Annotated in this window: 20 protein-coding genes; 12 read left to right on the top strand and 8 right to left on the bottom strand. The window is 53.0% G+C overall.

What is annotated here, in order from left to right; translation table 11 throughout:
- The first annotated feature begins 16 nt into the window (after positions 1-16).
- A complete protein-coding gene (locus D2E25_RS01825; RefSeq protein WP_125979334.1) occupies positions 17-2,734 on the top strand; it encodes an ABC transporter permease in 2,718 nt (905 codons plus the stop codon).
- Between the two features lie 7 nt (positions 2,735-2,741).
- Here D2E25_RS01825 and D2E25_RS01820 read toward each other — a convergent pair whose 3' ends face one another.
- From D2E25_RS01820 to D2E25_RS01805, 4 genes are all read right to left on the bottom strand, one after another.
- A complete protein-coding gene (locus D2E25_RS01820) occupies positions 2,742-3,950 on the bottom strand; it encodes a MalY/PatB family protein (protein WP_125979333.1) in 1,209 nt (402 codons plus the stop codon).
- Positions 3,951-4,014: 64 nt separating this feature from the next.
- Complete coding sequence (locus tag D2E25_RS01815; protein WP_125979797.1) at positions 4,015-4,938, bottom strand: DUF3737 family protein; 924 nt, start codon at positions 4,936-4,938, stop codon at positions 4,015-4,017.
- Positions 4,939-5,086: 148 nt separating this feature from the next.
- The gene (locus D2E25_RS01810) at positions 5,087-5,644 is read right to left on the bottom strand and encodes a sugar O-acetyltransferase (RefSeq protein ID WP_125979332.1); all 558 of its coding nucleotides are present in this window, start codon (positions 5,642-5,644) and stop codon (positions 5,087-5,089) included.
- 175 nt (positions 5,645-5,819) lie between these two features.
- Positions 5,820-6,674 carry a LysR family transcriptional regulator gene (locus D2E25_RS01805; protein ID WP_125979331.1) on the bottom strand — a complete coding sequence of 285 codons (855 nt, stop codon included), beginning with the start codon at positions 6,672-6,674 and terminating at the stop codon, positions 5,820-5,822.
- A 189-nt stretch (positions 6,675-6,863) separates the two neighbouring features.
- On the opposite strand from D2E25_RS01805, the gene D2E25_RS01800 reads away from it, so the two are divergent.
- From D2E25_RS01800 to D2E25_RS01775, 6 genes are all read left to right on the top strand, one after another.
- The gene (locus D2E25_RS01800; RefSeq protein WP_125979330.1) at positions 6,864-7,262 is read left to right on the top strand and encodes a cupin domain-containing protein; all 399 of its coding nucleotides are present in this window, start codon (positions 6,864-6,866) and stop codon (positions 7,260-7,262) included.
- A 245-nt stretch (positions 7,263-7,507) separates the two neighbouring features.
- A complete protein-coding gene (locus tag D2E25_RS01795) occupies positions 7,508-8,155 on the top strand; it encodes an alpha/beta hydrolase (protein ID WP_125979329.1) in 648 nt (215 codons plus the stop codon).
- 70 nt (positions 8,156-8,225) lie between these two features.
- Positions 8,226-9,353, top strand: a complete 1,128-nt coding sequence (locus tag D2E25_RS01790) for a glycosyltransferase family 2 protein (RefSeq protein WP_125979794.1) — start codon at positions 8,226-8,228, stop codon at positions 9,351-9,353.
- A gap of 451 nt (positions 9,354-9,804) precedes the next feature.
- Positions 9,805-10,554 (top strand): AraC family transcriptional regulator, encoded by a 750-nt coding sequence (locus tag D2E25_RS01785; RefSeq protein WP_125979328.1) that lies wholly within the window; start codon positions 9,805-9,807, stop codon positions 10,552-10,554.
- A 143-nt stretch (positions 10,555-10,697) separates the two neighbouring features.
- Positions 10,698-11,510, top strand: a complete 813-nt coding sequence (locus D2E25_RS01780; protein WP_125979327.1) for a histidine phosphatase family protein — start codon at positions 10,698-10,700, stop codon at positions 11,508-11,510.
- Positions 11,511-11,620: 110 nt separating this feature from the next.
- A complete protein-coding gene (locus D2E25_RS01775; RefSeq protein ID WP_125979326.1) occupies positions 11,621-12,910 on the top strand; it encodes a uracil-xanthine permease family protein in 1,290 nt (429 codons plus the stop codon).
- Positions 12,911-13,046: 136 nt separating this feature from the next.
- On the opposite strand, the gene D2E25_RS01770 is transcribed toward D2E25_RS01775, so the two are convergent.
- Positions 13,047-14,015, bottom strand: a complete 969-nt coding sequence (locus D2E25_RS01770; RefSeq protein ID WP_125979325.1) for a helix-turn-helix domain-containing protein — start codon at positions 14,013-14,015, stop codon at positions 13,047-13,049.
- A 226-nt stretch (positions 14,016-14,241) separates the two neighbouring features.
- Between D2E25_RS01770 and D2E25_RS01765 the strand changes: the two genes are divergently transcribed.
- The 3 genes from D2E25_RS01765 to D2E25_RS01755 all read left to right on the top strand — a co-directional run bounded on the left by D2E25_RS01765 (position 14,242) and on the right by D2E25_RS01755 (position 17,426).
- Complete coding sequence (locus D2E25_RS01765; protein ID WP_125979324.1) at positions 14,242-14,421, top strand: hypothetical protein; 180 nt, start codon at positions 14,242-14,244, stop codon at positions 14,419-14,421.
- A gap of 107 nt (positions 14,422-14,528) precedes the next feature.
- Positions 14,529-15,239: an SDR family NAD(P)-dependent oxidoreductase gene (locus D2E25_RS01760; protein ID WP_125979323.1), complete on the top strand. Its 711-nt coding sequence runs from the start codon at positions 14,529-14,531 to the stop codon at positions 15,237-15,239.
- Between the two features lie 210 nt (positions 15,240-15,449).
- Positions 15,450-17,426 carry a DEAD/DEAH box helicase gene (locus D2E25_RS01755; RefSeq protein ID WP_125979792.1) on the top strand — a complete coding sequence of 659 codons (1,977 nt, stop codon included), beginning with the start codon at positions 15,450-15,452 and terminating at the stop codon, positions 17,424-17,426.
- An 84-nt stretch (positions 17,427-17,510) separates the two neighbouring features.
- On the opposite strand, the gene D2E25_RS01750 is transcribed toward D2E25_RS01755, so the two are convergent.
- Positions 17,511-18,308: an ABC transporter permease gene (locus D2E25_RS01750; RefSeq protein ID WP_125979322.1), complete on the bottom strand. Its 798-nt coding sequence runs from the start codon at positions 18,306-18,308 to the stop codon at positions 17,511-17,513.
- Positions 18,305-19,054 (bottom strand): ABC transporter ATP-binding protein, encoded by a 750-nt coding sequence (locus tag D2E25_RS01745; protein ID WP_125979321.1) that lies wholly within the window; start codon positions 19,052-19,054, stop codon positions 18,305-18,307. The genes D2E25_RS01750 and D2E25_RS01745 overlap by 4 nt, the downstream gene beginning before the upstream one ends.
- 403 nt (positions 19,055-19,457) lie before the next feature.
- Here D2E25_RS01745 and D2E25_RS10635 point away from each other — a divergent pair, with 403 nt between their 5' ends.
- Both D2E25_RS10635 and D2E25_RS01735 read left to right on the top strand, forming a co-directional pair.
- On the top strand, positions 19,458-19,787 hold the full coding sequence (locus tag D2E25_RS10635) for a hypothetical protein (protein WP_241216912.1): 330 nt from the start codon (positions 19,458-19,460) through the stop codon (positions 19,785-19,787).
- Between the two features lie 130 nt (positions 19,788-19,917).
- Positions 19,918-20,277, top strand: coding sequence for a DUF4186 domain-containing protein (locus D2E25_RS01735; RefSeq protein WP_241216966.1), 360 nt, complete (start codon positions 19,918-19,920; stop codon positions 20,275-20,277).
- 77 nt (positions 20,278-20,354) lie between these two features.
- Here the strand turns inward: D2E25_RS01735 and D2E25_RS01730 are convergent, their stop codons facing one another.
- Positions 20,355-21,659 (bottom strand): glycoside hydrolase family 3 N-terminal domain-containing protein, encoded by a 1,305-nt coding sequence (locus D2E25_RS01730; RefSeq protein ID WP_125979320.1) that lies wholly within the window; start codon positions 21,657-21,659, stop codon positions 20,355-20,357.
- Positions 21,660-21,738: the final 79 nt, after the last annotated feature.

Here is a 21,738-nt window from a genome sequence, read left to right as displayed (position 1 = left end):
AGCGATAGGAACGTACATGAAAAAGACAGCACTTTGGAAGGACGCATGGCGCGCGATCCGCGGCAACGACAAGCGTTTTGCCGCAATGCTCGTAATCGTCGCGGTTGGTGTGATGATGCTCGGTGGGCTCAACTCCGTCGGCCGTGATATTCGCGCCGGACTCGACGAATTCTTCGACGAAACGACCATGCACGACATCACGATCGTCTCCACGCTTGGCTTCGACGATGACGATATCACCGCGCTGCGCACAGTGAACGGCATCAAGGACGTGGCCGGCGAATACGTCGCATCCGTTACCACTGCAATCGACGGCAAGCAATCGTCTGCCACTGTTACGGCGCTCAACAGCCGTGGTATCGACCAGCCGTACGTGACCGACGGGCGTTTGCCAAATGCCGATCATGAAATCGCTGTCACCGAGCAGTATCTGGATGATGCCGGCAAGTCGATTGGTGACACGCTTGAGTTTAGGTCGGACGATTCGATGGCAGCATCCGAGGCATTCGACGCGACTGAAACGTTCTCAGACGGCAAGTACACGATTGTCGGCACGATCGTCGATCCGAACGATATCGTCAACCCGTCCGGTCCGCTCGCGCTCATCTCCGGTAGCAAAACCGTGTACCCGATGTTCGTTGCAGCCGATTCGCTTGCCGGAGTCAACTCTGGAGCTGACGCTGGAACCAACTCCGGGAACGCAGTCGAAAGCGATACTGATGACCTGCCGTACACGTCCGTCGTCATCACTGTCACCGGGGCGAAGGCAATGAACACGTATGGCAACGATTATCTCGACACGGTCGCCGATGCGCGTGCGGCGATCGAAACCATTCAGCAGACCCGTGAACAGGCGCGCACCGACGCTGTGCACAGCGCTGCACTGAATACGGCCATGAGCGCGATTGATGAGCAAAAGGCCCAAATCGCAGCGCTACCCGATGGGCTGCCCGCCAAAACGGTTGCCGAACAGAAAATTGCCGACGCGGAAGCCGCCGCCAAACAGCAGGTTGACGCGCTGCCGAGCGCTAAGTGGATTATCCGTGATCGCAGTGCCGTCACCAGCTATGAGGATGTCAAAACGCAAAGCGACATGATCATGCGGCTGGGAACGCTGTTCCCCGTACTATTCCTCGTCATCGCGCTGCTCGTGAGCCTAACCGCTGTTACGCGCATGGTGGAAGAGGACCGTGGACTCATTGGCGCTTACAAGGCATTGGGATATACGCGTCACGAAACAATGTTCAAATATCTGGTCTACTCAGGCGCGGCTTGCCTGTTTGGTGGCCTGATCGGCGACGTGCTCGGACTGATTGGTCTGCCGTTCGTGTTCACGCGCAGGATCGTCTCGGATCTGTACACGCTGCCCTCGTATCCGCTGCTCGTCGACTGGCGTCTTGCAGTCGGAGGCGTGCTGCTGTTCGTTGTTATCATCACCGGTGCAGCGATGGTGGCCTGTACTGGATCCCTCAGGCTCGAACCTGCCGAACTCATGCGGCCGAAAGCTCCGAAAGCCGGCAAGACTATTTTCCTGCAACGTATCGGTTTCGTTTGGAACCACTTGAGCTTTCTCGGTAAGGTGACCGCCCGCAATCTGTTCCGTTACAAGTCTCGCGCATTGATGGTCATCGTCGGCGTACTCGGCTGCACGGCCCTGATGACCGCAGGATTTGGCATGGGCTCCTCTGCGTTGACCTTGATGCCGCGCCAGCACAGCGAGATCGCACCATACGACGTGCTGGCCGTGACCTCCGCCGTCGACCATGACAAGGCGCAGAACGATCTTGACGGGAACGCCGATGTGGAATCCGCATTGCCATTGCAGATCGGCAGTGTCACACTCGCTCCCGCAAACGGTGGCAATAGCGGCAATGCCTCCGATTCGACTGACGACGCGAAAATCACCGCGCAGCTCATGGTCATTCCCGACGGTGAATCCCTACACGGTTACATCAACCTCGCTACCTCGAGTGGAACGCCGATCAAACTGTCGAATGCTGGCGACGATGTTATCGTGACCGCTAACGCCGCGAAAAAGCTTGCGCTCGCCTCCGGCTCGACCGTGAACCTCACTGATCAAATGGCCGACACTGCGGATGCTACGGTTCATGAAATTGCCCAATACTATACCGGCAATCTCGTGGTCATGACGCAATCGGCGTATGAAAAAACGTTTGACGCCGACTTCACGCCGAATGCGGACTTGATCAACGTACGCGGTGACGATGACGCGCAGATCGCGTTCGCCGACGATCTTGCTGGACAGAACGAATACCTTTCGGTGACAAGTTCGGCCAAACAAGAACGCGACTTTTCGAAGAGCTTCCTCATGTTCTTCGTGATGATTGGCTTCATCGTGACCATGGCCGCGATCCTTGCGATCGTGGTGCTCTACACGTTGGCTAGCACGAACATCTCCGAACGTGAACGTGAGCTCGCCACCATCAAGGTGCTCGGCTTCAGACGACGCGAGGTTCACGGCTACGTGAACAAGGAGATGTTGTTACTCGCCTGCTTCGGCATCGCAATCGGCCTGCCGTGTGGGCGAGCGCTGTTGGGCTTTTTGGTCGGCGAACTCGACCTGCCGGGCATGAACATCGTGCCAAACGTGGCATGGTACTGCTATGCGGCGGCGGCCCTGCTCGCGCTCGCATTCACCGTGCTGGTTGAGTTGGCGACAAACCGTTCGCTCGACCGTATTGACATGGTTGGTGCACTGAAAAGCCCAGAGTGAGCGATTGCTATTGCAGCTCGCGCAGGCCCGCGAAGAGACGTTCGAATCCTTCGCGCATTGTCCTGCGCGGGCAAGCAACATTGATGCGCAGAAAATCGCGACCGTTGCCGCCGAACTGTGCGCCGGGGGAGAACATCACCTTATGCTCGCGGCGCAGCCATTCACACAGACTGTTCGTGTCTGCAAAGCGATGATCGTCACCAGTGAACGCGGAGCAGTCCAGCCACAGCAAATACGTAGCAGGGCCTTCAACTAACGATAACTGGCGGTCGGTGCTCGGCTCAACGTTGTACTCGTTGATCATGCGTGCGGCTTCGTGTTTGTTGCCTGCTAGATACGCGCGCAATTCGTTAAGCCATGGGCCACCCTGTGTGAACGCAGCAATAGCTGCATCGATGGCAAAAGCGTTCGGTTCAGCTACTTCATCCGTGTTCAGTCCGCGCCACACTTTATGGCGCAGCGTCGGATCGGGAACCATCACCGCAGCCGTATGCAAGCCAGCAATATTAAACGCTTTCGTTGGTGCGAGGCAGGTTGCTGAAATCGCAGCACACGTCTCATTCACTGCAGCAAACGGTACGTATGAGACTCCAGGATCAGTCAAATCACAGTGAATTTCGTCACTGATCACCGTCACATGATGCTCATAACACAATGCACCAATGCGCGCGAGCGTCTCACGATCCCAGATCATGCCAGTCGGATTATGCGGATTACACAGGATCATCAACGTTGTTTGCGGGTCAGCAAGCTTCGCAGCAAGATCTTCCCAATTGATTGCATAATGACCCTGCGCGCCATCGCGTACATACGTGAGCGCAGATTCAAGCGCGTTGCGACCATTATTGAGAATCGAATTGAAAAAAATGTTGTACACCGGCGTCATAATCAACACATTTTCCGCAGGCGTAGTCAGCTTGCGAACCATGCTGGAAATCGCTGGTATCACACCGGTAGTAAAAATCAGCGAATCCGAATCGATGGCAAGACCATGACGTGAACCCCACCAGTCGACGTACGCGTGAGCCCACTCATCAGGAATAGTTGAATACCCAAACACGCCATGCGCAACTCTTTGCGACAATGCGTCACGAACTGCGGGTGCCGTGGTGAAATCCATATCCGCCACCCACATAGGCAGCGCATCGCCAGCCTCATCCCATTTGAGTGAATGCGTGCCACGTCGATCAATTGGTGCATCAAAATCGAACGTCATACTATTGCCTCTCTTCGAACATCGCTGCCGTGCTATGGGTTACGCAACTACTGTCATGCAACGATTACTGTACCTGCTGCGTACGTGCACTGGTATTCGAAGCGACAACAATGCGCGTCGCCTTCGGGTCAATACGATTCGGATCCAGCGTAAGCTCACCGATAGCATCAGCACGGATTACGCCAGACGTCGGATTCACAATGCTGTCAATCGTGCCATGCGCTTCAACATCCACGGTTGAATATTCGAACGCGCGCGTCGTATTGATCAGTCGACAATTCTTCATCACAAGATTGTCGATATAACACAAGCCTTGCAAGCTCTCAATCGTGCAGTTGATGAACGTAAGATTGCGCGAATTCCACCCTAAATACTCGCCAGAAATGTAAGAATCAGTAACCGTTACGTTCTCACAATTCCAAAACGCATCCTTACTGATCAGCCTTGAATGAGCGATATGCACATCCTTCGCACCATCAAACGGGTAATTGCCAACAAGACGGAAATTCTGTGCAGTCACATGCTCGCAATTCATGCCCAAGTAATCGCCGCGCGCTGAGACGTTATCAAGATTCACATTCGTGCACTGCCACAGCGTTTCTGCAGCATTCGTGAAATCAACCGTATGCAATGACACGTCATCACAGCGGCGGAAATTCTTCGGCGCGTCAATCGTACAATCTTCCACTCGAATAGCATGCGTGTACCATACGCCGGCGCGCGCCATCTCAAACCATGTCGAATTACGCACCATCACGTCATGGCAATACCACAGCGGGTACTTCCACTGAAATGCGCAACTGTCCAGTTCAATACTGCTTGCATGCTTGAGTGGTGATTCGCCATCTGCAAAAATATCGTTCACATAACGGTGTTCATGGGCGAAAAACTGTGCGCGCTCGCCGGTGTATCGCGTCTGGTGTGACTCTTGAACGCTTGACTGTGCGTTGGTGTGCGATTGCTCTGATGTTTCGAGATTCACGGTGATGCTCCGATTACTTGTGTTGATGGTTCCGCTCGACAACAGTGCCTACGATATGAATATTGTGTGTGCTATCGGTTGTGTTGCGCTTACGGCGTATCGAAAAACCCTGCAGTGCGTGACCTGTGCGCAAAGCTGCTCGGTTTGAGTTGTGTTAGATATGACCGATTGCGCGCGCAGGGCTACCAGCAACGATGACACCTTGCGGCACGTCGTGAGTTACGACGGCGCCTGCTCCGATAATCGCACCATCGCCAACGGTGACACCTTGCAAGACGATGGCGCCTGCTCCGATCCACACATGCTTGCCGATATGGATCGGCCGGCTTATCGTGGTGGCGCGCTGTGCTGGATCCTTGAGATGGTTAATGGTGATGAGCTGCACGTTTGGTCCGAGAAACGAATCATCATCGAGCGTAATGCCGCCACGGTCCATGAGTGTGCAACCCCAGTTAATGAAGACGTTGTGCCCAATGGTGATGTTGTGCCCGAAATCCGTGTAAAACGGCGGGTTGAGCCTAAATGTTGGGTCAACTGGGTGCCCAACAATTTGTTCGAAGAGAGCATGAACGTCTTGGGGCTCATGCCAGCTTGTGTTGAGTTCAACGCATAACCGTTTGGTGGCAGTAATGATGTTGCCGATTGCTTCGTATTCGGGGTCAGTTGGCGACACTGGCTCACCGGATCGATCACGGGTGAGAATATCGGTCATTGGAAGTCCTTTCAGCTTGCATTGTCATTGAATCGCGCGCATGAAGAACTGTCCAATAGGTATTTTCAATACAATGTCATGCTTTCAGAGCATGACACAATGGGCTGCTGTTACTGATCGCTGGTGGTTGTGCTCGCGTCGCTCTCATGGTTGATAGATTCGCTAGAAGACTCACTCAAGAATCGTGCAAACGCCGCAGCGGCGGGGGAGAAGACGGCTTTTGTCGCTTCCACGCCAACACTGACGCATTGCCCAGTGGTGGATCCAATGGCACTGTGCGAATGCCAGGGTAGGTGATTCCTAAATCAAGGCAAATGTAAATACCCATGCCGTTCGCAGTCATATTGGCACCATTGGCCGGCAAGTTGCACCATCCAGCAACGTCTAAATGATCGGCGGCAGAGCCAAACCATTGAAGTACAGTTCTGCGCACTGACTCACGAGATGGCAAGAGCAATGTTTGCTCTTCAAGATCCTGTGGTGACAGTGATGTGCGATTGGCAAGCGGATGATGTTCGGGAACCAGAGCTGCCCACTGCTCTGCAATGCCAGTAGCGATACATTCATAACGGCTTGTATCTGCTGGTTCGCTAAGCAGTCCAAAGTCCATGAGCCCTTGCTCAATGCGGTTTTGAATAACATCTGCTGTGGTACTAATAACTTGGAAATGAACGTGTGGGTGCAATGCGCGGAACGCTACCATGCGTTGCGAGAGGAACGACATTGCGCGCATTTCGCCACAGCCGATAACAATATCGCCGCTAAGTTCACTATCGGATTGGCGAAGTTCAAATTCGGTTTTGTCAGTGAGTGAGACGATGGTTTGCGCCCGTTCGCGCAGTAAACGCCCTGCATCAGTAAGAGTTAGTGTGCGTCCACCGCGATCAAAGAGAGCAACGCCGAGATCCTCTTCAAGCTGGCGTAGTTGGCGCGATAATGTTGGTTGTGAGATGCGCAGTAGCTGCGCAGCCCACGTAATATTGCCCTCCTCGGCTACCGCAAGAAAATATCGTAGTACACGTACTTCCATACGCCCCTCCGTTCCTTCAATTTCTTCATTGTAGAGTGATTTGTTGCATTGAGTACGTTTCGCGTATGGTGCAGTCAAGTGCCATGCTTGACACGCATAGTATGGCATCGTTTGCAGCTATTGGACATTGTGAAGCAAGCGGTGTGTACTAGTGGCGGATATCAATCACAATCGGTAAGGATTTCAATAATGGATAATCCAAGTGTATTCCCCATGGGTAGTCCCAATGACGCATATGCGCAATATTTTGAAGGTCACAGCTGGTTGGCACCGCTTGCAGCTGATGGTCAGGTAAGTGTTGCGAACGTGACCTTTGAGCCAGGGTGCACGAATCATTGGCATATTCACCATGGTGTGTGCCAGATTCTGATTGCCGTGGGCGGGCGCGGTTACTACCAAATTGAGGGCCAAGATTCGGTGGAACTCAAGCCGGGTGATGTGGCTTATATTCCGCCGGAAACCAAGCATTGGCATGGTGCTGCACCGAGCGAAGCTTTTGCGCATATTGCTGTCATGCCTAAAGCTGATGGTGCGTCAAACGAGTGGTTGGAGCCTGTAGACGAGGCTGTTTATCGCGAGCTCGCGTAAGCGCATTGTCATAGAGGAACGGGTGGTTCCTTGATGCTCACACCGCAATAGAAGTGTACGAATGTACATATCCAAATAGTGGTCACCGTGACTGTGTTGTACGATCGTACACTTCTTCGATGTGCCAATGAATAAGCGATATTCTGCGTATTGGGCAACGCTATGGCCTATCCTAAAGAGGGAACGTGCTGTGCAGTCTTCATGATTGCATAACACACGTAACGTTCTTGATTCTAGGGGGCATAATGCGAATCGAACACGCGGTAACAAGCATTGCTGGCAATGAAACGAGTCCAGTGCTGCTACTGCTGCACGGGTGGGGCTCTGATGAACGCGATCTGCCTGGATTGCTCGAATACTGTGCACCCGAAGCGGATTATGCATCTTTGCGCGCGCCGATCGCTTACGGTATGGGATACACATGGTTTGGAACATGGGATCATGAAGGCGTGCCGACGGGAGCGTCGCTTGACCGCCAAGCGCGCGAAGCTGGTGAAGCTATTGATGCGTGGGTAGCGCAGAACATTGCTGACAATCGCGCAGTCGTACCCATGGGTTTCTCACAAGGCGGTTTGCTCGCAGGTGAGATGCTGCGTATCAATCCAAAGCGATATGCAGCAGCCGTGAGTTTCTCAGGCTTCCTTGCACACGGAGAGCTGCCTGGCGATAGTGAGCTTGCTAGTCTCAAGCCGCCAATGTTTTACGGTCGCGGCTCGATTGATGATGTTTTTCCTGCAGACGAGATCAGTGCTATGACCGATTTCTACACTGCTCATACAACGCTCACCGCCAAAGTGTACCCTGGCATGTCACACAGCATTTGCATGCCTGAACTGCGCGATGTCGCAACATTCCTCACTGACGCTGGATTGATTCGCCCGCGAATCTGGTAATGCGCACACTGATAGGCTAGCCAATATGACGATGCAATCTGGAAATGATCGCCACAACGCGGGCAAGGCGATGGGAGAGAATGATATTTCCCATGCGTTCGTATCAATCATCGTGCCGGTGTACGGCGTCGAAGCATATTTAGACGAATGCGTAGCGAGCCTAGTGCACCAAACATGGCGCAATATTGAGATCCTGCTCGTAGATGATGGCTCCCCTGATCGTTGCCCAGCAATGTGCGATGCTTGGGCAGCTCAAGATTCGCGTATTCGTGTGATTCATAAGGTAAATGGTGGCCTGTCAGATGCGCGTAATGCTGGTCTTGCAGCGGCAAAGGGATCATGGATTTATTTCGTGGATTCTGACGATGTGGTTTCACCAAAACTGATTGAGCATGCGTTGCATGCTGCCGACCAGTACGACGCTGATCTGGTCATGTTCCAGTTTGATACGATCTCTGAAAATGGTGCGCCGCTGTTCTCAGACTACAAGCACAATGACTTTAATGAAGTCATGGTGATGACCCCGGTTGATGCCATCAAAGCACAGGTAAAAGCTGAAATCGACGGATACTTTTGGTCGTTTATCGCCGCGGCGCCAATCTATCGTGATCATGATTTCTCATTCCCGGTAGGTCGCAAAATCGAGGACTTGTCGCGTATTTGCAATGTTATTGGCGAATCACGGCGCGTAGTGCGTATTCCTGAAGTGCTCTATCACTACCGTCTACGTCGTGGATCGATCACTGCTGGATGGAATGCGCAACTGGTGTGCGATTGGATGAAAGCTGCCGATGATCGTGAAACCTATATCGTTTCGCGTTTCCCTGAACTCAAGCAGTTTATGCGTTTGCAGCAGCTCACATTCTTCGCCAATCTCGACTATGAGACTATCCGCCAGTCGTTGACGGCTAGTTTGCATATTGATCCAGAGGATGCGGACCGGATTCGCCGTCGTATTGAAGGACTCGCTAAGGATGTTGCGGATGATGGCACGCAAATGCCGGATACCACGCGTTCGTTGCTTGATTTGCTGAAAGATTCAGTAGATGCTGCAGTTGATGATTTCCATGAAATGCGCGAAGAATGGGCGCGTTCGGGGCCGGGATGGAAGCAGTATGTGCACGAGCTGCTCGACCCGGCGTCAGAGCGCACGGTTTCGCAACGAGCAGTGGCCTCGGATGACAATAAGTCAGCGTGATATGCAGCCAGCGTAATATACAAAAGGCCCGCATCATATGGTGATGCGGGCCTTGCTGTTCCCCGTGCTGTGACGGGGAAATAAAGTGTTATCAATCGTGGCGGTTGATATTGGTATCGCGTGCCACGGGGACGGCGTCAAGCGCCGTGAGTGCAAGACTACTTGTTGAGCGCGTTGACGAGCTTCCAAGCAGCCTGGGACAGCGCGTAGCTGCCGAAAGACGGGTCGGTCGAAGCGAGCGGAGAGCGCAGTGCTTCGTTCATGATCTCATGCTTCATGATATTTCCTTTCACCACTGCTAATGGTTGTCGCTTTGTATTGCGTGTCATCTTGTGATGACGACTCATACTGTAATCGGAGCAAGAGCGTCGTCTCTAGTCGATTTTCTCGCGTTTTTTGTATATTTATCGGCTATTCTTGAGAATATACATAAAGTTGGCGGGGAGGCTCCATGGAACAGGTAGCCAGCGAAGCGAAACTGCGGTACCTCGACTTCATCGCGCGTGAAGACCGTATTCGGCATCATCGGTATGTCGAAGAAATGAAACAGTACGATCTCATGCGCTCCGGCGACATGTCTGCAATCCGCGAAAGCGCACAATTATGGGACTCAGGTCTGTACGGGCATTTGAGTAATGACCCATTGCGCGACGCCAAATATCGTTTTGTTACATCCATTACGCTAGCCACCCGCTTCGCTATCGAAGGTGGTATGGATGAGGAAGACGCCTACAACGCTTCCGATCTGTACATTCAAGACGTTGATACATGCGACAATGTCAACGCAGTGCGACGCATTCATACCGATATGATGACGTTCTTCACTTGGGCGATGGCTGACCTCCACAAGGAACCAGTCACCTCAAAAGCTGTGGCAGAAAGCATGGATTACATCCACTATCATCTGCATGAACGCATTACTGTTCCCATTCTCGCCAAGCATGTGCATCTCAACCCCACGTACCTCTCAGAGTTGTTCAAACGTGAAACCGGCGAAACCATTTCCCGATATGTCACTGGCAAACGTGTCGAAGCTGCACAGAACATGCTGAAATACTCCGAATATGGGTTCGCGGAAATCGCACAAATTCTTGCCTACCGGTCACAAAGTCACTTTTCAAAAGTGTTCAAAAAAGAAACCGGGTATACGCCAGGGGAGTACCGGCGTCGGTTCGCGCAGACTGGCATCTGGCCAGAATAGTGGTAGGCGGTATGGGTATGTGCCTATGTGAATCGCAAGCGAACCGCACATGAATTATTGTGCTTCGGGCGTATCTCGGCGGGAACGAATCTGATTTTCAGGTAGCGTGTAGCTAAGCACGAGTAAGAAAGAGGAACGCATTCATGGGAATGCCATTGGATATGTATGTCATTCGACATGGTGAGTCGGAGGCGAATGTCATTATCACCGCAGGCGAAAACGGTGACAATTCTCTGTATACGCAAGATAACGTGACGGTCCCTGATCGTTCGTGGCGTTTGACTGCCACAGGGCGTAAGCAGGCTGATTGCATTGGCCGTTGGCTGGTGGAACAGCAACAATTGTTCGATCGCTATCTTGTCTCGCCGTATGTGCGCACGCGCGAAACCGCTGCCACGATGGCGTTGCCAAAGGCCAAATGGGAAGAAAATCGCGTACTGCGCGAACGATCATGGGGCGAAATCAACACTATTACGAAGGATGATTTCCGCTCAAATTATCCGCGTAACTGGCAGTTTAAAGCTAATGACCCGTTATATTGGCGTCCGCCGGCAGGCGAGTCAATCGCCGATGTGGCTGAAAATCGCGTGCACAATCTCCTTACCTCGCTTGATCGCAAATCTGACGCACAATCGGTCGTCATGGTCAGCCACGGCGATCTCATGCTGGCACTCATGCTGGTGCTTGAAGACTTGTCAGATGAAGAGTTTATGCATCGCGCAGCATCAGATGATTGGAAAATCACCAATTGCACATGCCTGCACTACTCGCGCCGTGACCCCTCCACTGGTCGTACGTACAAGCGTTTCCGTTGGGAGCAGACTGCAAGACCAGTGCTTAACGCGCAGAGTGGTAAGTGGGAGGTTGCGGTAAGCGACTGGCGTTCCTTTAAGAAGCCGACATTATCGAACGGTGATCTGGTGGACGTCGTGCATGCTGTCGACCCGCATTTGTGACAACGCAAGCAGTGATGAAACGTGAAGGACTGGTGAACAGGTTACAATGGCACACGATGCGCGGACGCGGATGTTATGCGCCTGCGCGGGAGAGCTAAAGGAGTTCACTTATGAAGAACCTGTTCACATGGGCGCTGCACGGCGATGGCAAAACCCTCGCCCCTGGCGAAGTCGTCGAACCCGATGAGCGCTTGACCTGGCCGCGTACTGCAGGCATCGGCGCCCAGCACGTCGTTGCTATGTTCGGCGCGACCTTCCTCGTGCCGATTCTCACCGGCTTTGACCCGTCGACTACGCTGTTCTTCACCGCGCTGTCGACCGCCCTGTTCCTGCTCATCAACAAGAACGTGCTGCCGAGCTACCTCGGCTCGTCGTTCGGCTTCATCGCGCCGATCACGGCTGTTACCACCGCGAACAAGGGCATCGCCGTCGCCAGCTTCGGCATCATGGTCACCGGTCTGCTGCTCGCGCTCGTCGGCGTGGCCGTGCACTACGCCGGCTCGAAGTGGATTGACATCATCATGCCGCCGGTTGTCAACGGCGCTATCGTTGCGATCATCGGCTTCAACCTGGCTCCGAGCGTGTGGAACAACTTCAAGGCTGCTCCTGACACTGCGCTCGTCACACTGGTCGCCGTGCTTTTGGTCGCTGTGTTGTTCAAGGGTCTTGCGGGCCGACTCAACATCCTGCTCGGTGTGATTATCGGCTACGCGTACGCGTGCGTGCGCGGTCAGGTTGACTTCTCCGCTATTGGCAAGGCGTCGTGGATTGGCTTCCCGCAGTTCCACACTCCGCAGATTGACTTCTCGATCCTGCCAATGTTCCTGCCGGTTGTGCTCGTGCTTGTCGCTGAGAACGTTGGCCACGTCAAGTCCGTCGCCCAGATGACCGGCCGTGACTATGACAACCAGATGGGCACCGCCCTGTTCGCTGACGGTCTCGGTACTGCGATCGCCGGCTTCGGCGGCGGTTCCGGCACCACCACGTACGGCGAGAACATCGGCGTAATGGCTGCCACCAAGGTCTACTCGACCGCCGCCTACTGGTGCGCTGCCGGCTTCGCACTGCTCTTGAGCCTGTGCCCGAAGTTCGGCGCAATCATCAACACGATCCCCGCAGGCGTGCTCGGCGGTGTCACCACGCTGCTTTACGGCATGATCGGCATGATGGGTATTCGCATCTGGGTGGAGAACAAGGTCAACTTCGACAAGCCGCTCAACATCATGGTCGCCGCAATCGTCATGATCATCGCTATCGGCCAGTTCGAATTCGCGTTCAATGGCATCCAGTTCAACGGTATCGCTATCGGCACGATCGTGATCCTCATTGCCTACCATGGTCTCAAGGCTATCGGCAAGGCTACTGGCACTATCGATAAGAACGATCCGGATATTCTCTAACCGTCACGCTGACGCACCACGGCCGTATACCCGGCACCTTTCACAGGTTTGCCGGGCATACGGCCGTTTTGTATCAGTGAAACAGCAGTATGCCCGGGAGAGGATAGGGAAATAGGGGGATTAGGGGATTAGGGGATTAGGCGCGAGCAGCATATTGTGCCTCACGATATTCGCCAGGCGTCGCTCCAGCGCGCTTACGGAACACGTTGATGAAATAACTGGCTGAAGAAAACCCGCATTCACGAGCGATCTCTGCAATTGAAAGATTCGTGTTCGCTAGCAGACGCCGAGCTTCCTCAAGTCGCCGTTCAGTAAGGCATTCATTTGGTGTGCGGCCAACATATTTTTTGAACAGAATGCAACATTGACTGCGACTTACGCCGCCAGCTGCTGCAATATCATCAAGCCCAAGTGGATCGCGGAACCGACTTTGTATAATACCGGTCATTTCCAGCACGGTCATACGATTGCTTTGCTCGGTAGCCATATCGTCGCCGAGCGTGCTGGTCGTATTTGGCTCAAAGCGGTCAAGTACCATATCGCAGAGTTCGATTGCTGCTGCCAGTGCAGGAAGAGGATTGTTCCCCGCATTATGAGTCTGCTGCGTATCCGCATTGCGCTGACTGCCGCGCATGCCACCTCCAGGCATTAAACGAATAACACGTTCGACACCCATCAGCACATCACGCTGCCAATCAATATCCGGGCTTAAATGCAAAAAATCTTCCATATGCTGTGCAAACGCGCGTTCACAACGCGCTGCAACATCAGTCGTTACATGTTCAAACAGTGTTGGGCTAATAACAGCACATGAAAACCATGATTCACGCTTATCAGGTGAAAAATCATAATGCAAGCGGCTTGAGTTCACTACAATGCCTTCGCCTGGTTGCAGTACATCAGTATGACCGTTGACGAAATAGTGCAATTCACCGCTGACAACATGGATAAATTCAAGATCGCGATGCCAATGGCAGGGGCAACGATAGTCAGGAAAGCTCGAGAGCGGATCGCAGTGTGCATAGATCGGCAGTCCGGGAACGTTGTAATAAATATGTTCCGACAGATCTGAGAAAACTGTCACCTTTTTATGCAGTGTTGCCATGCGCTCCTCCCATCAGTATTCACAACACGGTGAATCTACTATTTTGATATTACTCTGGTGAGAAGCGCAATTGCAGCACTGATGTGAAGAAGCGCAAAGATATATGATAAAACCATCTTCCAGCTGCAGAGGAAGACCACGCAACAACATCAATGCTGAAGCAACAGTATGGACGATTCCGTCATATTCGGCATCTTCAGCAAGCACACAATAAGGAGTGATTGCGATGCGTAACCATGCACTGAAGAACGAATCTGTACTGTCTCATCTGATCGAGTGGACGAATGCTCAGATCAACACATTTTATGATATTTGCCACTCGTGGATGTCGCAGCAGGTTGCTCACCCAGATGAGGAAAACTGGTGGGCAGTATGGTACCCGGAGTATTTCCGCTTGGCTGCCTGAACGGCGGTTGCTAGCGCGCCGCCGGGCGAAACGCGGGTCTGACCGACTCGATATGCTAACGATGAACTTCCCGTCGTGCACAGTAGGGACATGCAAGGAGGCACATCATGGCAACATCGGACGGCAAGAACATCGCGATCGTTACTGGCAGCGCGCTCGGCCTCGGCTACGAACTCACTCGTCAGCTCATCGAACAAGGCTGGTTTGTAGCGGGTATTGATTTTAACGAAGAACGTCAGGTTGAGCTTGCTAAAACATTCTCCGCGCAATCATATCGAGGATTTGTGGGCGATATTTCTGACGAAGTATTCGTCAAACAGTCAATCGCTGAGATCGCGCGCATCGGGCACATTGACTTGCTCATTAACAACGCTGGCCAGCCATCATTCAAAGTACCTACCGGCTATGAGGCAGCTGACGTTGACAAATGCCTCAAAGGTTTAAAGGGCATGATTTTGTGGAGTGTAGAAACGCTTCGCGCTGACAATGAGCAAGACCTCAAAATCGCTAACGTGATGAGCACTGCTGCAACACGTGGCAATGCCAACGAATCCGTGTACTGCGCAACCAAGTGGGGCGAAAAAGGCTATACGCAAAGCCTGAAAGCTGCATATAAGGGTACGAGCGTGAAAATCGTCGGCGTATACCCTGGTGGTATTGATACCGCGTTCTACCGTGACAGTCACGATTATGTGTCTGAAGCCAAACAGCACACGTTCATGGATCCGGGTCAACTCGCTCAGGTTATTCTGTTCAATTTGGTGAATGAAGCAAACCTGACAGTTTCTGACATTCTCATTGAACGCAATTATGTGTGACCAGTGAAACACGTAGATCGTATGGCGACTTGTGATGTTGGGAGCAGTGCTGCTCTGAGCAAGTCGCCATACGCATAAAGTAGTGGGCATAGGCTACTCTGGCACAGTTTGCGCAACCTTGTGCAACCCCTGACATGAAAGACCAACGTGCCTAAGAAATCCGCGAAAAAAACATCGAACAACAGGTCGAACGCGTCCTTTACTGGCGAAATAGCCGAACCATACGCTGCCACTACTACGGTTGAAACGCGTCCCATTCCATTCGCCGAACTCGGCGTACCAGAACCATTACTGCGCGTGCTCGCTGCCGACGGCAAAACTGAAGCATTCCCCATTCAGGCAGACACGTTGCCTGACTCATTGAGTGGACGAGATATTCTTGGCCGCGGCCGAACTGGTTCTGGTAAAACACTTGCTTTCTGCATTCCGCTAGCGGCGCGCTTGTGCGAAGCTCCGTGGCAGACGGGCATGACCATGACCGCGTACCGTCGCGGGTTGAAAGCAGTCAAAGCGCAGCGGCTAGAAGAACGTCGCGCTGATGACTTCCTGCCACATCCGCGCGGTCTTGTGCTAGCTCCAACGCGTGAGCTCGCTAACCAGATTAACGACGTGCTCGTGCCTCTTGCACAAATGGCTGGCATAACTACTACCACCGTATATGGTGGCGTTCGATACAACCGGCAGATTCGCGATCTGAAATCCGGTGCAGATATTGTCGTCGCTTGCCCAGGTCGTCTTGAAGATCTCCTGCATCAGAATGCACTCACATTGTCTGATGTGCAGATCATCATCCTTGATGAAGCCGATGAAATGGCGGATATGGGATTTCTGCCACCAGTCAAACGTATTCTTGAGCAGATTCGCCCTGATGCACAACATATGCTCTTTTCTGCCACGCTTGACCACGGCATTGATGATCTGGTTCGTGAATTCCTACGCAATCCGAAAACGCATAGTGTTGCCGAGCCGGCTGATGCTGCTGATCTCATGAGTCAGCACGTATTCAACATTGACAGAGACGATAAAAACGCAGTGGTGCACGCGCTTGCCTCTGGAGCCGGACGTAGAATACTGTTCACTCGCACAAAATATCAAGCGAAAAACTTAGCGAAGAAACTCACGCAGTCAGGTATTCCAGCAGCCGAATTGCATGGCAATCTGACACAAAACCAGCGCGATCGCAATCTTGCCGCATTCGAAGACGGCGACGTGAACGTGATGGTTGCCACTGATGTTGCTGCACGTGGTATCGATGTCAGCAACGTAGAACTCGTTGTTCAAGTTGACCCACCTGCGGATCCGAAATCGTTCGTGCATCGTTCAGGTCGTACGGCGCGCGCTGGCCGGTCTGGCGACGTAGTCACACTCGTCTTGCCAGATCAGCGGCGTGAAGCCCGACGCATGCTGAAGGCTGCCGGCATTAGCGTGCGACCTATCGCAGTACGCCATGATTCGCCTGAAGTACTCGAACTGATTGGCGACGTAGCTGAGTCAGTAGAAGGTTGGAGCCTCGATCAAACTCAGCCAGCAGGTAACCCGCGTAAACGCAAAGGACGCAACGGTAAGGCAGCTAACAAGACTGCTGACATGGCAGACGATAGAGGCGCTCGCCGGCGAACGAATAAAACTAAGGCACTGCGTCACCTGCCTTCTCAGGATGCGGATGCTCGCATTGATACCGATACTGCGTTGACCGATTCGGCCGACTCGATTGATTCAACTCACTCGGCTGAATCAGCCGACTCGCCTCGCCATGCGGTGACTGCAGTATCTCCATCATCACAGTCACGTGGCCGCAAACCGCGCGGTAAAGCAGGGCAGCGTCGTGCTCAGCGCGAACGTGAGGAAGCATTAGGCATTATTCGAGTGCAGGATTTTGACGAAACAGAACCAGCATCATCACGCCGTGCATCACAACACACCACGAAAGACCGTGCTACGTCTGCGCGCAAGCAAGGAAAGCCACTGAAACCACGGCGTGATAAGACTGCTCGTGCTGCGGCTGCACCGGCGAAAACTGGTGGCAAACGCATTCATCATCATGATGAAAACCGTATCGTGCGTGACGAACGTGGAGAAGACGCTAAACGCCATGAGCGTCGCATGATCGCCAAGTACGGCAATACTGACGGTCCGCGTCGGCGCCACTCAAAAATCAAACGCACGCCATTCCGTATCGGCCGATAACCAGTATCGCGCTCAACGGTAGGCTATAACACGAATGTGGCGCTGTCTGCAACGTATATCATGCAGACAGCGCCACACGCATTGTTAGTGTGCACTCGTAGTGATGAACTGGTGTACCGCAGTAAACGAAGTGCGATAAATCAACACCATAATGAGCGAATCAGCCATAAGTGTGAGCGCACTAATAACTGCCAGCACCACGAACTGGTATTTTGCTGCCGTTAACGGATCTGCGCCAGCAATCACCTGACCGGCCATCATGCCCGGAATAAGCACAATACCGCTCGACGCTAATTGCGAGATGGTAGGAATCATGCCCAATCGCACCGATGACACAATCGACGGTTTAGCTGCCTCAAACGGGGTAGCACCAAGACTCAGTAGCATTTCCACTTCGTAGCGTCGTGCTTCCATATCGGCAAAAAATCGGCTCATTGCTACAGCTACTGCCGAAACCACATTGCCCAACAACATGCCGCTCAACGTAGCCAGCACAGTTGGCGCATACCACGGGTGCGGGCGAATAATAAGCTCCGTAACCACGCATACTTGCAAAATAACGCTTGCAGTAAGGGTCAACAACACTGATGGCATCACTGAGCGTGGAATATTCGCCGCTCGTGACATGGTGATTTGCACTGCTGCAAGAATCATCACCGCGATAAGTGCAAACACCAGCCATGGATTATTCTGCTCGATAACGAACTTGAGAATATAACCCATCGCCAAGAGTTGAATCAGCGAACGAAGAGTAGCCCACAGCATTTGCCGGTGCACGCCAAGTCGCATCGCATACGACATGCCAGCAGCTACCGCTACTAACAGGATGGTGATAATCAACCCCAATACGTCAATGGGGTAGGAGCCGGTAGTTGTATTCATCGCGTTTCTCCACCTTCAACCTGTGTAAGCACGCCTGCTGCGAGACGCATAGTACGATTTGCCCGCCCATCCGCTTCACGATGTCGTACGCGAATAATCGCCATGCCTTTCTCGCGAGCCGCATATGAGAGCATGTCACCGACTTTGTCAGCATTGTCCTCATCCAAGCCAGCATCCACCTCATCAGCAAGCATCACTTGCGGCACGGTGAGCAGAGTACGCAACAGGCATACGCGCGCTTGTTGCCCAACTGAGAGATCTTGCGGAGAACGCTCAAGCTCAATATCTGAACATCCCACTGTGTCAAGCGTGCGCCGCAACATCGACTCATCCGGGCGCGTTTCAGTAAGCGCAGTACCATCGTCACCAAAACGGTGCACGCGCAGCGTAAACGGCATAAGAATCGCTTCTCGTACAGTTTCACCGGTCAACGTTGGGCGCTGCGGCAGATACGCAACCTGCCGACGCCACCATTCAGGGCTCATTGATGTGCTCGGCTGGCCTTCAAGATACAATTCGGCACTCGCGTGAGGATTTAACTGTGCAAGCGTGGTCAGCAATGTGCTTTTACCTGATCCCGAGGGGCCGACTAAATCGACAATATCGCCGCGTTCGAGCGTAAACGACAGGTCAGCAAAAAGAGTACGGTACTGCGTCTGCTCGTCGCTGGCATGGTGAGAGAAGCGGCGAAATAACGAGGGCAGTCGCAATGAAGCACGGTCATTGTGCGTGGTTACCTTTGGCATTCGGCACGTCGCTTGAGCAACTGCGAACAGAGGTTGTGTACTTGCTGTCATGAGGGCAATGCTACGAACAAGAGCGACGATTTGGCGGCACACGGCGATTCTAAGCGTTTTCTTAGCCACCTTGGATTGTGATGGACACTGCACAACCCGGTAATCATTTACGATGGAAGGTGTGATGAACCATGACTGACATGACGGGCATAACGGCACATACAACGTCGAAGAGCGGCGCCGCCCCAATTGCGGCCAGTGATCCCGCGCTTGACTTGCTGACGGCCAGTATGATTGCTCATTGTTGATCGCCGATTGCCAGACGGCGATGTGGACCGAATGAGTGCGATTCTCACTGATTTGTTGATGGCGGCACGCGGATCAGTCAACACTGAACCAGTATCACTTACCGATGTTGTTCGGCAATCTGTCGCATCAGTACAAGGCAATTCGCGTCGCTGATCACGGCAGCGGTATTGGCGACAATCCTGAACGCTTATTCCGCCGGTTCGCGCGTGATGATGATGGCACCGCTCACCCAAGGATATGGTCTAGGGCTTGCGCTCGCGCGCGATGCGGCACAACGCTATGGTGGCACGGTTATGCGAATCACCCTGCCATTGAGCGACCAGTGAACAATCAGGAGCGATTGCGCGCATTACAGTGGAACTGTGAGCGCAAGAATAACGACATCGTCAACAGACAAGTCGGTTTCAGCAAGACAGCCACTGTTGCTGTTTGATGATGTTGATAGTACCGCTGAGGCAGCTAATACGACGCAATCGCGTCAGATTGCAGCCGTAAGCGATGCTGATAACACTGGCGATGCTGACACTGCCGACACAGCGTATGCGCATCAGTATGATCACTGGATTGCGCAAACGCTCGAACGATTATCTCATTCGCCCTTTCGCGCAAAATTTGTGCTTACCGACAAGGACCGAGCATACGCGCGTGCCAAAGGCAAAGCGGTGATCGCCCGGCATGCGCATGAACTACTCCGTGCACGTGTTGGCGATGCTGAACCAAAAGCAGATGGTCGTCAAACACCATGGCGTGGGCATCCAGTCTTTACTGCGCAGCACGCTACCGCTTGTTGCTGCCGCGGATGCATTGCTAAATGGCATCATATTGCAGCAGGAAGGCGTTTAACTGATGAAGAAATCGACCGTCTTGCAGCGTTAATTATGGCGTGGATTGAACGTGATCTTACGCAGCATCCTGCACGCTGACCAGCCAAACAAACCGCATTGCTGCGATCTGCTACAGCTGGGTTGGATGGTCAGTGTGCGTGCCAAGTTGCCGCAGATTACTGCGCTAATCCCATTTGATATTTCAGTGTCATAACACGCGTCGCCGAACGCGTCACCTTTTGCGCAAACGTAGGATCGGTTTGTGCTTTGGCAATAAGCCCGTTAAGAATCGGCTGCACATACGAATTATCGCCAATACATGCCAAGTCGCCGCCTGCTTCCACCAAGCGCACACCTAACTGGCTGGTTGCAATACCACTGACAGCAGCAGCCGACAGCGAATCAGAAATCACAACACCGTCATAGCCAGTAGACGCGCGCAAATGGCCGTCAATAATCGTAGAAGAAAACGCTGCGGGTGCGGACGGGTCAATCGCCTGATATGTTGCTAACGACATCATGACCATTGCCGGCTTAGCCTGCGTAATCGTCTGGTTAAATGCGCCAATTTCCTGACCATCCAACGTTGTAGTGGTGTCAAGAATACCTTGATCAGTGAAATCAGTATTGCCAGTTACCGCGCCTAGACCAGGATAATGTTTCACCGAAGTCTCTACGCCTGCATCGCGCATGCCTTCAACAAAAGCCGTACCATGCTGAGCATTACCGTTAGCATCAAGGCCAAAATCACGGTTCAGTGCACCAATAGGCGCATTCGATGAACGCTGAACTTGCACCGTACCTAACACCGGGGCTAAATCAACGTTAATACCAGCAGCTTTCAACTGCCCACCCCAAACAGCTGCGGAAGAACGCAGTTGATCAGCCGTCATCTGCCCTTGCTGCACAGCTGACGGCATCGTGTCAAAACCAGCACCCTTCAAATGCTGCACTTGACCACCCTCCTGATCGGTAGCCATAAGCAGCTTGTTAGCGTCAGGAGCATACCCTTGTAAAGCATCCGTCGCCTGCTTGACGCCAGAAACACCAGACCGCCAGTTACCAATAATCAGCACCGAACCCACATGCTGGTCAGTAATCAGCGAACGCAGCGCAGAAGCATCAGTACCCGCATACAAAGGGGCCATAATAAGCTGCCCAGCCTGCTCTTCGAGACTCATCGAAGCAACCGCACGTTGCGCTTTGCTAGACGGTGAATCATCAGTCGACTGCGGCACAGACTGACGATCAAGATCTTGCTGAGCATCCGAAGAAGTAGACGCATCATCAGATGTAGACGATGACGTATCCTGCTGCGCTACCGTTTGACTGCCAGTTTGCGACTTCAATCCACGATTCGTCGTCCACCATGCCGTCAGTGATACCACCAGTGCAACAGCAACTACTGCTGCAAGCACAACAAACGGCCACGATGTGCGCGTTGCACGAACCCTACCATGCCTGATCTTCTTCTGCTTCATACCCACGATTATGGCATCGCCTCTCGTCGCCGTTGATGTGCACACACATGCTCACACGCTCACATACGCTCAAACACGT

The organism is Bifidobacterium goeldii, from assembly GCF_003951095.1.
Lineage (GTDB): Bacteria > Actinomycetota > Actinomycetes > Actinomycetales > Bifidobacteriaceae > Bifidobacterium > Bifidobacterium goeldii.
The sequence above is the reverse complement of the archived record's forward strand: the minus strand, read 5'-3'. Positions and strand labels throughout refer to the sequence as shown.